The organism is Comamonas sp. MYb21 (assembly GCF_037479395.1).
Classification (GTDB): Bacteria; Pseudomonadota; Gammaproteobacteria; order Burkholderiales; family Burkholderiaceae_C; genus Comamonas.
In genome coordinates this window covers 50250-62946 of record NZ_JBBGZC010000011.1, presented here as the reverse complement: position 1 = coordinate 62946, position 12697 = coordinate 50250, and the positions used below count along the sequence as shown (strand labels likewise).

Annotated in this window: 13 protein-coding genes; all 13 read left to right on the top strand. The window is 62.7% G+C overall.

The features are described from left to right. The first annotated feature begins 2 nt into the window (after positions 1-2). The 13 genes from rfbA (at position 3) to gspD (ending at position 12677) form a co-directional block, all read left to right on the top strand. The gene (gene rfbA, locus WH367_RS17120; RefSeq protein WP_339537014.1) at positions 3-893 is read left to right on the top strand and encodes a glucose-1-phosphate thymidylyltransferase RfbA; all 891 of its coding nucleotides are present in this window, start codon (positions 3-5) and stop codon (positions 891-893) included. 4 nt (positions 894-897) lie between these two features. Beyond that, positions 898-1446: a dTDP-4-dehydrorhamnose 3,5-epimerase gene (gene rfbC / locus WH367_RS17115; protein ID WP_021028976.1), complete on the top strand. Its 549-nt coding sequence runs from the start codon at positions 898-900 to the stop codon at positions 1444-1446. 109 nt (positions 1447-1555) lie between these two features. Continuing rightward, entirely contained in the window at positions 1556-3292 is a 1737-nt protein-coding gene (gene gspE / locus WH367_RS17110) for a type II secretion system ATPase GspE (RefSeq protein ID WP_021028975.1), read from the top strand. Beyond that, positions 3285-4559: a type II secretion system F family protein gene (locus tag WH367_RS17105; RefSeq protein WP_339537013.1), complete on the top strand. Its 1275-nt coding sequence runs from the start codon at positions 3285-3287 to the stop codon at positions 4557-4559. Before gspE ends, WH367_RS17105 begins: the two co-directional genes overlap by 8 nt. A 27-nt stretch (positions 4560-4586) precedes the next feature. Beyond that, positions 4587-5018: a type II secretion system major pseudopilin GspG gene (gspG, locus tag WH367_RS17100; RefSeq protein WP_021028973.1), complete on the top strand. Its 432-nt coding sequence runs from the start codon at positions 4587-4589 to the stop codon at positions 5016-5018. Positions 5019-5058: 40 nt separating this feature from the next. After that, a complete protein-coding gene (locus WH367_RS17095; protein ID WP_312986317.1) occupies positions 5059-5556 on the top strand; it encodes a GspH/FimT family pseudopilin in 498 nt (165 codons plus the stop codon). After that, the gene (locus WH367_RS17090) at positions 5553-5993 is read left to right on the top strand and encodes a type IV pilus modification PilV family protein (protein WP_021028971.1); all 441 of its coding nucleotides are present in this window, start codon (positions 5553-5555) and stop codon (positions 5991-5993) included. The genes WH367_RS17095 and WH367_RS17090 overlap by 4 nt, the downstream gene beginning before the upstream one ends. Continuing rightward, complete coding sequence (locus tag WH367_RS17085) at positions 5990-6712, top strand: prepilin-type N-terminal cleavage/methylation domain-containing protein (RefSeq protein WP_339537012.1); 723 nt, start codon at positions 5990-5992, stop codon at positions 6710-6712. Before WH367_RS17090 ends, WH367_RS17085 begins: the two co-directional genes overlap by 4 nt. Next, on the top strand, positions 6712-7581 hold the full coding sequence (locus WH367_RS17080) for a type II secretion system minor pseudopilin (protein WP_339537011.1): 870 nt from the start codon (positions 6712-6714) through the stop codon (positions 7579-7581). The genes WH367_RS17085 and WH367_RS17080 overlap by 1 nt, the downstream gene beginning before the upstream one ends. 18 nt (positions 7582-7599) lie before the next feature. Further along, positions 7600-8991, top strand: a complete 1392-nt coding sequence (locus tag WH367_RS17075) for a PilN domain-containing protein (protein WP_021028968.1) — start codon at positions 7600-7602, stop codon at positions 8989-8991. Continuing rightward, entirely contained in the window at positions 8988-9554 is a 567-nt protein-coding gene (gspM, locus tag WH367_RS17070) for a type II secretion system protein GspM (protein ID WP_021028967.1), read from the top strand. Before WH367_RS17075 ends, gspM begins: the two co-directional genes overlap by 4 nt. Next, on the top strand, positions 9551-10192 hold the full coding sequence (locus WH367_RS17065) for a hypothetical protein (RefSeq protein ID WP_021028966.1): 642 nt from the start codon (positions 9551-9553) through the stop codon (positions 10190-10192). Before gspM ends, WH367_RS17065 begins: the two co-directional genes overlap by 4 nt. Positions 10193-10235: 43 nt before the next feature. Further along, positions 10236-12677 carry a type II secretion system secretin GspD gene (gspD, locus tag WH367_RS17060; protein ID WP_339537010.1) on the top strand — a complete coding sequence of 814 codons (2442 nt, stop codon included), beginning with the start codon at positions 10236-10238 and terminating at the stop codon, positions 12675-12677. Positions 12678-12697: the final 20 nt, after the last annotated feature.

Here is a 12697-nt window from a genome sequence, read left to right as displayed (position 1 = left end):
AAATGACAGTCCAAGCACGCAAAGGCATCATCTTGGCGGGCGGCTCCGGCACCCGCCTGCACCCGGCCACCTTGGCGGTCAGCAAGCAGCTGCTGCCGGTGTACGACAAGCCGATGATCTATTACCCGCTGACCACCTTGATGCTGGCGGGCATCAAGGAGATCCTGATCATCAGCACGCCGCAGGACACGCCGCGCTTTGAGCAGTTGCTGGGTGATGGCAGCCAGTGGGGCATCCACTTGGAATACGCGGTGCAACCCAGCCCCGATGGCTTGGCACAGGCCTTTTTGATTGGTGAGAGCTTTCTGGCCGGTGCGCCAAGCGCGCTGGTGCTGGGCGACAACATCTTCTATGGCCATGATTTCCACAAGCTGCTGGCCAGCGCGATGCAGCGCGATACGGGTTCCAGCGTCTTTGCCTACCATGTGACCGACCCCGAGCGCTATGGCGTGGCCGACTTTGACAAGCAGGGCAAGGTGCTGTCGCTGGAAGAAAAGCCAGCCAAGCCCAAGAGCAACTATGCGGTGACCGGCCTGTATTTCTACGACAGCCAGGTGGTGGAGCTGGCCAAGAGCCTCCAGCCATCGCCGCGCGGCGAGCTGGAGATCACCGATCTGAACCGCCTGTACCTGGAAAAAGGTCAGCTGAGCGTGGAAATCATGGGCCGGGGCTATGCCTGGCTCGATACCGGCACGCATGACAGCCTGCTGGATGCCGGCCAGTTCATCGCCACGCTGGAAAGCCGCCAGGGCCTGAAGATTGCCTGCCCGGAAGAGATTGCCTGGCGCAGCGGCTATATCGGCGATGCGCAACTGGCCGCGCTGGCCAAGCCCTTGGCCAAGAACGGTTACGGACAGTACCTGCAGCGCCTGCTGCAGGAGCCCAAGGAGTAAAGGCATGCAAGCCATCGACACGGCGCTGCCCGACGTCAAGATCATCGAGCCCAAGGTATTTGGCGACACGCGCGGCTTTTTCTTTGAGAGCTTCAACCAAAAAGCCTTTGATGCGGCGGTGGGCCAGCACTATGACTTTGTGCAGGACAACCACAGCAAGAGCAGCCGGGGTGTGCTGCGCGGTCTGCACTACCAGCTGGAGCAGGCCCAGGGCAAGCTGGTGCGGGTGGTGCAGGGCCGGGTGCTGGATGTGGCCGTTGACATCCGCAAAAGCTCGCCCAGCTTTGGCCAATGGGTGGCCGTCGAGCTGAGCGAGGACAACCAACGCCAGCTGTGGGTGCCACCGGGCTTTGCCCATGGCTTTGTCGTGTTCAGCGAGACGGCAGAGTTCCTCTACAAAACAACGGACTACTACGCGCCGGCCCACGAGCGCTGCATTATCTGGAATGATGCACAGTTGTCGATCGACTGGCAGTTGAACGGCCTGGAGCCGCAGCTGTCGGCCAAGGACCAGCAGGGCAAGGCCTTTGCCGAGGCCGATGTTTTTGCCTGAGTTTGCTTTTCCTCCCATTTGTCTCCCATGCCTGGCGCCTACACTGGGTGCCCTATAGGCTAAGGGGATGAATACCACGCCTGTCATAGGCTTTTGAGACCATAGACGCATGAGCACCAGCACCATTGACGATTTCAGCGATGCAGCCCTGGCCACAGAGCCCGGGCGCCGCCCCTTGCTGGGCGAGATGCTGGTGCAGGCGGGCAAGCTGTCGCCACGCGATCTGGAGCGTGCGCTGCAGGCCCAGCAGGAGATGGGCAGCCTCATCGGCCAGGTGCTGGTGCAGCTGGGCCTGGTCTCCGAGCTGGATCTGATGCATACGCTGGCGACCCAGCTGCAGATTCCTTTCACCCTGGGCACCGATTTCCCCGCCGAGGCGATCAGCGTGCCGGGCCTGATGCCCGAGTTCCAGCATTCGCAGCATGTCTTCCCCTTGCAACTGCAGGATGGCGTGCTGGATGTGGCGATGGCCTCGCCCCAGGACCCGTTTGTCATCAAGGCGCTGCAGATGTCGACCGGGCTGCAGATTCGCCCGCACCTGGCACTGCAGGCTGATATTGAAAAGGCGCTGCAGGAGCCCGAGCCCGAAGCCGAAGAAGACGACGGCGATGACATGTTTGGCGATGGCTCCGATGTGGGCGACTTTGTCGAGCATCTGAAGGACCTGGCGAGCGAGGCACCCGTGATTCGCCTGGTCAACAGCATCATCGGCAAGGTGACCGATCTGCGCGCCTCCGATATCCACCTGGAGCCTTTTGACGATGGGCTGCATGTGCGCTACCGGGTCGATGGTGTGATCCACCCCGGTGAGCTGGTGCCGCCGCGCCTGTCGGCGGCTGTGGGCTCGCGCGTCAAGCTGATGGCGCATCTGGACATTGCCGAGCGCCGCCTGCCGCAGGACGGCCGCATCAAGACCCGCGTCAAGGGCCGCGAGCTCGACCTGCGTGTCTCGACCGTGCCCACCGTGCATGGCGAGAGCATCGTGATGCGGGTGCTGGACCGCGCCAGCGTGCGGCTGCAGCTCGAAACCATGGGCTTTGCCAAGGACACGCTGTCCAAGTTCAACGACCTGCTGGGCCGCCCGCACGGCATTTTGCTGGTGACGGGGCCCACGGGCTCGGGCAAGACCACGACCTTGTATGCAGCGCTGTCCAAGATTGATGCGCTAGAGAACAAGATCATCACCGTCGAAGACCCGGTCGAGTACCAGCTCGAAGGGATCAACCAGATCCAGGTGCATGCCCAGATCAACCTGACCTTTGCCAATGCGCTGCGCTCCATCCTGCGGCAAGACCCGGACATCATCATGATCGGTGAAATGCGTGATGGCGAAACCGCGCAGATCGCGGTGCAGTCGGCGCTGACGGGTCACTTGGTGCTGTCGACCTTGCACACCAACACCGCCGCCGGTGCCATCACCCGTATGCAGGACATGGGGGTGGAGAGCTACCTGATCACCTCCTCGGTCAATGGGGTGCTGGCCCAGCGCCTGGTGCGTACCTTGTGCGGCAATTGCAAAGAGGCCTACGAGCCGGGCGAAGAGGTGCGCAAGCGCTCCGGCCTGGCGCGCTTTAGCGAAGTAGGCCAGGTGATTTACCGCGCTGTGGGCTGCAATGCCTGCCGCCAGACCGGCTACAAGGGCCGTACCGGCATCCACGAGCTGTTTGTGCTCGACGAGCCGATGCGCAATGCGATCAATGCGGGCAAGGACTCGAACGAGCTGTTCAACCTGGCGGCCAAGTCCGGCATGCTGAGCCTGCACGAGGACGGCCTGCGCAAGGTGGCCGCCGGCATGACCACGTTGGACGAAGTCGCCCGCGTCACCCAGGACCAGATCGATGGCTGATTTTGCCTGGCATGCGATCAATGCCGCGGGCGAGCAGGTTCGCGGCACTTTCCAAGCGCCCAACGCCGCTGCGGTGCAAAAGCACCTGCGCGCGCAAAAGCTCACGCCGGTGCGCATTGTCGATGCGGTGGATGCTGCCGCACTGATGCCGGCAGGCGCCAAGGCCACCGGGGCCAAGCCGGCCGCTGCCAGCGCCATTGGCAAGGCCAAGGCGCCCAAGTCGCAAAAGGGCCCGGCCAAGGCCGCCGATGTGCTGGCGATGACCTCGGAGCTGTCGATCATGCTCAAGGCCGGCCTGGCGCTGGATAACGCGCTGCGCGTGCTGATCGACATGGCCTTCAAGGACAGCATGCGCGAGCTGCTGACCGGCGTGCTCGAAGCGGTCAAGGGCGGGGTGCCGCTGTCCAAGGCGCTGATGGTGCACCAGGAGCTGTTTGGCGATTTCTACATCAACATGGTGCGCTCGGGCGAGGCCAGCGGCCAGATGTCGGCCGTGCTGCAGCGCCTGGTGGAGCATCTGGAGCGCCAGCGCGCGCTCAAGGAAAGCGTGGTCTCGGCCACCATCTACCCGATGATCCTCGTGGCCGTGGCGATTCTGTCGCTGATCGCGATGCTGGGCTTTGTGGTGCCGCAGTTCGAGAAACTGTTCACCGACATGGGCGATGCACTGCCCACGCCCACCAAGATCGTGATGACCATCGGCCAGGTGTTCCGCAAGAACGGTTGGGTGGTATTGCTGGGTGGCGCCGCCGTGGTCTATGTGATGCGCAGCTGGCTGCGTTCGCCCAAGGGCCGGTTGTGGTGGCAGGGCGTGTTGCTGCGCATGCCAATTCTGGGGCGCCTGGCGCTCAAGTACCAGCTGACCCTGTATTCGCGCTCGCTGGGCACCTTGCTGGGCAACGGCGTGCCCTTGCTCACCGCGCTGCATATCGCGACCGATACGGTCAGCAACCGCCTGATCCAGGCCGAGCTGGCGAAGATTCCGCCCATCGTCAAAGAGGGCGGCAAGATGGTGCAGGCGATGAACACCACGACGGTGTTCGAGCCGCTGGCCGTGAACCTGGTGCGCGTCGGTGAAGAGACCGGCCGCCTGGGCTCGATGATGCTGGAGCTGTCGAATATTTTGAACCGTGAGGTGGAAACCGGCATCAAACGCGCCCTGACCATGATCGAGCCGGTGCTGATCCTGGTGCTGGGCATCATGATTGCTTCCATCATTGTGTCTATCTTGATGGGCATTCTGTCCGTCAACGATCTGGCTGCTTAATTTTTAATACTGCAAGGAGAGCCCGCCATGAAGGCCTTTTTCACCCAAAAGACGCCACGCAAGAGCCGTGGTTTTACGCTGATCGAACTGCTGGTGGTGCTGGCCATCCTGACCTTGCTGGCGGGCCTGGTGGGCCCCAAGGTGCTGAGCCAATTGGGCGGCGCCAAATCCAAGACCGCCGGCGTGCAGATTGCCGACTTGCAAAAGGCGCTGGATATTTTCAAGCTCGATACCGGCCGCTACCCGACCACCGAAGAAGGTCTGGACGCGTTGGCCAAGCAGCCGGGCAATGTGCGCGGCTGGAACGGCCCTTATCTGTCGGGTGGCGTGCCCAATGACCCTTGGAACAACCCCTACCGTTACAGCTACAACGGTGGCCGGGTCGACATCCTGTCGCTGGGCGCTGATGGCCAGCCCGGGGGCGAAGGCGAAGCCGCCGATGTGCGCAACGCGCAGTAAACCGGCGCCTGCCATTTTTCCGGTCTGACCAGGAATCCCCGTGCCGACTGCCTTGCCATGGCTGCGCCGACACCCCCGTGCTACGCAGCGCCCAGCAGCCCATCAAGGCTTTACCTTGATCGAGCTGATGGTGGTGTTCGCCATCATGGCCCTGGTGGTGGCGATGGCGCCGGTCGCCTATGACCGGCTGAAGGACGGGGTGCAGTACCGCGATACCGTGCGCACGATGATCAGCCAGCTGCGCTCGGCCCGCTATACCGCCGTCTCGCAAGGCGAGCCGGTGCGCTTTACCGTGGACCTGCAGACCAGGCACTATGGCTATGCGGGCGCGGAAAAGGAGATTCCCGAGACCGTCGATCTGCGCACCACGGTCGCAGACCGCGAGTTTGTGCCCAACAGCTCGGCCTCGATCGTGTTCCTGGCCTCGGGGGGCTCCACCGGCGGCAGCGTGGAGATTCTGCGCAAAAACGGCGCTGGCACGCGCCTGCGGGTGGACTGGCTCTCAGGCCGCGTCACCCAGGAGCCCTTGTTCCAATGAGGGCGCTGTCGTCTCTGTCCCTGCGGCCGCGCCAGCAGCAAGGCATGACCTTGCTGGAGATTTTGGTGGCACTGTCCATCATGGCGATCTCGCTGGGCATGATCTACCGCGCCACGGGCAGCAATGCGCGCAGCGTCGGTGATCTCGATCGCTACCAATACGCGGTGCAACTGGCGCAGTCCATCATGGACTCGCGCGACTCGGTCTACGAAAGCGGCTGGAACGAATCAGGCCAGAGCAATGGCTACCAGTGGAGCGTGCAAAGCGCGCCGTTTAAGACCGGCGTGGACGAGAGCCCGAACATCCCCGTGTTGCATGAGGTGCACATCAGCGTGCACTGGGCCGAGGGCGAGCGCGCGCGCGTATTTGAGCTCACGACCTTGCGTGCGCAGCGCCGGCCACCCGACCCGGCAGAGAATGTGGTGCCACCAGGATGAGCCGCGTTCACCCGCATTTTTTTGTGCGCAGCCTGCATGGCCAGCGCCGCCAGGCCGCCGGCTTTACGCTGGTGGAGATGCTGGTGGCCATGTCCTTGCTGTCGCTGATCGTGCTGGGTTTGGCCGGCGCCATGGGCACCATGGGCCGGACGGAGACCAGCATCGACAACCGGCTCGAGCGCATGGATGAGTCGCGCGCGAGCACCGATTTCTTGCGCGCCGTACTGGGCCGCATCTCCGCCAAACGGGTGCAGGGGCTGCAGCAGCAAGGCATGCTCAGTGCCACGCCCTCGGTGTTTTTCTTTGAAGGCGCAGGCCAGTCGATGACCTGGGTGGGGGTGATGCCTGCACGTTACGGCGTCGGTGGCCGCTACCATTTCCGGCTAGCGATGGGCAGCTACGACGGCGCGCCTGCCGTCATGCTGAGCTACCTGCCCTGGATCGACCAGCAGACCCTGCCCGACTGGGGCGGGGCACAGACCTATCCGTTGCTGCAGCATGCAACAGGCCTGTCTTTCCAGTACCTGGACGGGGCCATTGACCCGCCGCAATGGGGCAGTGACTGGGGCGCGGTGGACCGGCTGCCGCAGGCGGTGCAGGTGGTGATGTCCACCGAGTCGATGGTGCTGGCGCCGGTGGTGGTGCAGTTGCGCGTGATGCCCGCGGGCGATCCCCGAGGAGGCGGCGGCGGCGCGAGCCTGGGAGGCTCGAACGGATGATGCGCATACAGATTCAACGCCGCACGGCCACGGCATCCTCCCAGCAGGGGATGGCCCTGATCGCCGTGCTTTGGCTGGTTGCGGCACTGAGCCTGATGGTCACGGGCGTCAGCGGTGTGGTGCGCCAGGAAGCCAAGATGGTGGGGGTTGCCAAGGACAAGGTGACCGCGCAGGCGGTGGGCGATGCGGCTGTGGTCATGGTGTTGCAGCAGCTGTCGGCCGACCGCACGATCTTGCAGGAAACCACCGAAACCTCGGTCAACTACCAGGGCGCGCAGGTGGCGGTCAGTGTCATGCCGCTCAATGGCCTGATCAATATCAATGGCGCATCGCTGCCGCTGTTGACGGCCCTGATGAGCGTTGGTGGCGGACTGCCCGAATCTGCAGCCCAGGAGCTCGCCGTGGCGATCCTTGATCGCCGTGAACGCGCATCGCTCGATGGCCGCCGCCCTGAGCGTTTTGAGGCGATAGAAGACCTGATGCAGGTGCCCGGAATCGATTACGACCTCTATGCTAGACTCGCGCCCTTGATCACCGCGTCAACCACCGGCTCGGGAGGCGCCACGGTCAATCCGCTGGCAGCCCCCCCGCAAGTTCTGCGGGTGCTGGCCAATGGCGACGAGGGTATTGCAGCCCGCATTGCCGCATCGCGCGGATCCGGCCAGACAGGCCTGGATACCACGGGCCTGGACGCCAACCTGGCGCGACCCGGCGGGGCGCAACGCCGTTACCGGATAACCGCCCAGGTGCCGATGGCCGATGGACGTATTTTTCTCGTAGATCGCAGTGTGTACTTTGGGGCCAGAACGCGGGACGGTCTGCCCTGGTACACGTTTGAGGCGCGCCAGATGCTGCAGCCAGCATCCTGATCGAAGCAAAGAACCCTTATGGCAATTTCAACTGAATCGCGCTTTTTTGGGCTGGATCTGAACCAGCTCAAGGCCGATGTTTTCAAGACATGGCGCAGGGCGCCGCAGTGGCCGCCGCTGTCATGGTTGCGGCCCGAGCAGATGCTGCGCCTGGTGCCTGCCGAAGGCGCGCCCAGCGTGGTGTGGGAGAGCGGCCAGCCGGTGGCCAAGGCCGGGCGGGAGCCTGGGTTTTGGGCGGTGGAGCTGCCCGAGCACATGGTGCTGCGCAAGACGGTGGCCCTGCCAGCCTTGGACCCCCAGGATTGCGCCAGCGCTGCCGAACTGGAAGTGCAGGCGATCAGCCCCTTTGCCGCAGACGACCTGCTCTGGGGTTACACCGAACTGAGCCGCAGCAGCAAGGCGGTCAAATTGCTGGTGGTGCTAGCATCCAGGACCCAGACCGAGCCCTATTTGCAGGCCCGGGTCGCGGAGCAGTTGCACCTGCAAACGCTCAAAGGGCAGACCAAGGCCGAATCCTTGGAGCAGCCCGAGGTATGGGTGTTTGCTCCGGAGCGCACCCCCGTGGTGTTCCAGGGCTTTGGCGAACACGCCCGTTATGCCTGGGGCCGCAAGCGGCTGTGGTGGAATGTGGGTGGCGTGGCACTCGCCTTGCTGCTGTGCGCTGCGATTGCTGCCACCCCTACGGCGCAGCTGCGGCTGCGCGCAATTGAGGCAGTGCATGCCTATGAAGGCATGGCCGCCAAGACCAAGGACGTGGTGGCCAAGCGTGAGACCTTGATGCAAAGTGCCGACAAGGTCGCGGGTCTGTCGGAGTTGCTGGGCGAACGCATTGATGGGGTCCAGGTGCTCAGCATGCTGACGAATGTGCTGCCCGATGATACGGCGCTGCAATCGGCGCGTATCCAGGGCAGCAAGGTGACGATCTCTGGTTTGACCGAGAATGCCTCGGCCTTGATGCAAAAGCTGAGCAACCAAGATGGCGTCAAGGACGTGCGCGCGCCCAGCGCTGCCACGCGCATGGGTGGCGGTAATAAAGAGAGCTTTACCATCGAGTTGGGGCTGGATGCCAAGGTCTTTGGTCCCAAGACGGTGTTGGAGGTAGAGGCTGCTGCCAAGCCTCAGGTGGAGGAGACGGCCAGCGCCTCTACGGCGGATGCTGGTGCAGGCACGCCGCTGGGGACGCCTGGCGCAATGCCTGCTGCACCGCCGCCACCAGGGCCAGCGCCCGCGTCATCGAACGCTGTTACTCCAGCCAGCACTGCGCCCGCAAATGCCGCTGCGCCTGCAGCAGCACCCGGCCAAGCCACACCGCGTCCACCATCCAAGGCCACTTTGGGGGGGAGCGCGCCCCGGGCCACGCTGGGTGGTTCTGTTACCCCTCCCTCTGACGCCGGAGGGAAGAAGCCATGATCGCTACCCGCCCCAATCGTAAAGAGCTGCTGATTCTGGTGGCCACTGCTCTGCTGGTGCTGCTGCCCTTGATCGGTCTTGGCAGCTATGTTGTCAGCAAACATATGTGGGCGCAGGCGCGCCTGTCGGAGCTGGAGCCCCGTTTTGCACGGCTGCGTGGCCTTGATCTGCAGCGCGAGGAGATTGACCAGTCGCTCGAACGTGCCTTGCAGATCCGTGCTGAGTATATTTACCCCGCCAGCCAGGATGTGGCGCAGACCGGCAATGCCGTGCAGCAGAAGGTGCGCAGCCTGTTGACCACGGCAGGGTTGACGGTGGTCAGCAGCCAGGTGCTGCCGGCCAAGGAAGAAAAGGGTTTTGACCGCATTCCGCTGTCGGTACGCGCCGAAGGGGACTTACTGGCGGTAGATAGCGCGCTGGCCGTGCTGAACGAGCAGCTGCCAGTGATGCTGCTGGCCGATGTGGAGGTCAGAAACCAGGGAACCCTGCAGGTGATGAATGAGAAGATGGCGCCTCGGCTGACTCTCCAGATGACCTTGAGCGTATTGAGGGAGCGTCCATGAAGCGCTATACAGGTGTCATTTTGATGGCCGCCAATATGGTGCTGGCCCTGGTATTGGTCTGGATGTGGCTCAGCCCCAGCGGTGGCTTGAAAAATTCCCATTGGACCATGCCCCGAGGGCAGAAATCCAACCTGGACGATATCGTCCCTCGCCTGGGCAAGGCACAGGCGATGGACCATAGCCAGTTTCTGGCGATGCTCGATCGTCCCTTGTTCTCTCCCACCCGGCGCCCGCCACCCCCACCACCGGTGGCGGCCGCTGAACCACCACCACCACCGCCGGACTACCTGGCCGATGCGGTGCTCAGTGGCGTCTATGTCAGTGCGGACGGCAAGACCGGCGGCATCATCATCAAGTTCCAGGGCAAGGACAAATCCCTGCCGCTGCAGGGCTTGCTCGATGGCTGGACCTTGAGCTCGGTCGCGGATAACCGGGTGTATTTCACCCGTGCTGGCGTGACCAAGGAAATTGCCTTGCAAAAGGGCAAGCTGCAGCAGGGTTATGGCCCTGCGACCGAGACCAATGTGCCTGCCAGAGTCCTGCCTGCCCAGATGGGGCAGCCACCGATGGGTGCCGATGGCCAACCACCTCGTCGCCGCGCAAGTATCGGCGGCTCTACCGCTGCCCAGCGCCCTTGAGCGCGGCAATCCCTATATATAAATAGATCCTAGGGTTAGAACCATGAAGTCTCCCGTATTTTTCAAGACTGCACTGGTGGTCGCACTGGGCCAGATGGGCATGCTGCTGCCGCTCCATGCGCAAACCGCTGCACCGCAGTCGTCGGCCCCGCCTGTGGCGCAAACAGGTGCTCAGCCGCCGGTACTGCAAGCGCCTAACATCATGATCAGCCCCAAGATGGGGGGGGATGATGAGGAGGAATCCACCGAGCCTCGTGTCGTGCGCGGTACCGACAAGTTGCTCAATATCGACAAGTCGACCCCCATTGCCGGCGGTGCGCCGGTCAGCTTCCGCTTTGAGGAAGCGCCAGTGGCCGAAGTGGTGCGTACCGTGCTGGGCGATATCCTCAAGATCGACTATGTGATGCACCCGCCGCTGCAAGGCACGGTGACCTTGACGACCCCGAAGCCGATCGACCCGGACAAGGCAGTCTTCCTGCTGGAGGCCGCGCTGCAGGCCAACGGTCTGGCGATGGTGCGCGATGCCCGTGGTACCTACCAGGTGGGCAAGCCCGAGGTGCTGCGCAGTCTGGTGGGCAATGTGCGTATGGCCGGTGCTCCCGGCAGCATGGCCCCGGGTTATGGCGTGATCGTGGTGCCGCTGCAGTACATTGGCGCCACCGAGATGTCCAATATCCTCAAGCCCATCATCCCGGCAGAGGCCCTCATCAAGGTGGATACCGTGCGCAATGTGCTGATCATGCAAGGCACACGTACCCAGTCCGAAGGCTGGATGGAGATGGTCAAGACCTTTGACGTGGACCTGCTCAAGGGCATGTCGGTGGGCATCTATCCGCTCAAGCACGCATCGATTGAAGAAGTCAGTGCGGCGCTGCAAATGGTTAACGGCGGTGGTGGCCAGGCTGGCCAGGGACAAGGTACAGGCGGTACTGCTGGCATTGCGGGTGGTTCTGCGAGCGCTGCCGCTGCACGCCGCCCCGGCCAGGCGACTGGCGCCGCTGCCAGTGGAGGCAATAACCAGCTGAGCGGCAATGCGGCCGCCGCAGCTGCGCTGCTGACTTCGTTGGGCGACTCCAACCCGTTGTTTGGTGCGTTGCGCGTGCTGCCCATCCCGCGCCTCAATGCGCTGATGGTGATCACGCCGCGTGCCTCCTATCTGGATGAAGCCGAGCGCTGGATTCGCCGTCTCGACGTGCCAGGTTACGGCGGCAGCGAGCCCGAGCTCTATGTCTACCGCGTGCAAAACGGCAATGCCAAATATCTGGCCCAAGTGCTCAATGGCATCTTTGGCGGCCAGCAGGGCGCTGGCGGCAACATGACCTCGGGTGTTGCGCCTGGTCTCAATGGCGTCAACAACAATAACAACAACAACCGTATCGGCAGCGGCTTTAACAGCTTTGGCAGCGGTTCGGGCTTTTCCTCGGGCTTTGGCAACAACAATGCCAACCGCTTGGGCACCAGCGGCAACAACCAGCAGCAAGGCGGCACCCCCACCATCACTGCGACTGCCATTGGCGATATCCGTGTCGTGGCTGATGAGTTCAACAACACCATCCTGGTCTGGTCCACCGGCTCCCAGTTCCGCAAGATCGAGTCCTCGCTCAAGCGTTTGGATGTGGCGCCTATCCAGGTGCTGATTGAGGCCAGCATCATCGAAGTGTCGCTCAATGAGAACTTGCAATATGGTGTGGAGTGGTTGTTCCGTAACAGTGGCATCGGAGGGCGCAATTTCTCGGGCACCGGCAGCCTTGGCACTCTGAATAACACGACTCCCGGCACTATTGCTGCCGCAGCGGGCAATTTCACCTATTCGCTATTCAACAGCGGTGGTGATATCGCCGCCCGCTTGAGTGCGGTGGCGGGCCAGGGGCAGGTGAAGATGCTGTCCAGCCCATCTGTGATGGTGATGGACAACCACCCCGCGACCATCTCGGTCGGCGAGCAGATCCCCGTCAAGGTCAGCAGCTACATCACCACCAATAGCTACTTGTCGGACAACTACCAGCTCAAAGACACGGGTGTGATTTTGAATGTCACGCCTTCGGTCAATTCTGGCAATATGGTCAGTTTGCAGATCGACCAGTCCGTCATCGATAGCGCGGGCCTTGACGCCGCATCGCAACAGACCAAGTTCTCCAACCGCCAACTGACGAGCAAGCTGGCGGTGCGTTCTGGTGAGTCGATCGTCATGGGTGGCTTGATCAAAGATCAGAATGAAGATACCAACTCGGGTATTCCTTTGCTGAAGGACATTCCTATCATTGGTAAAGCTTTCAGCAGCACTACCAGAAGTTCCAAGCGGACGGAACTTCTGCTGGTGATGACGCCTCGAGTGGTACGCACCGACGTCGATGTGCGCGAAGTCAGTGAAGAGCTGCGTGACCGCCTGCGTGGCTTGAATGACGATGATCTGTTGATTCGTTCGAACGCCTCTACGCGTCCGGCGTCGCAGGTCGCCCCTGTGCAGCCTGTGCAGGCACAGTAATAAGCTATGTTGTAAAGATA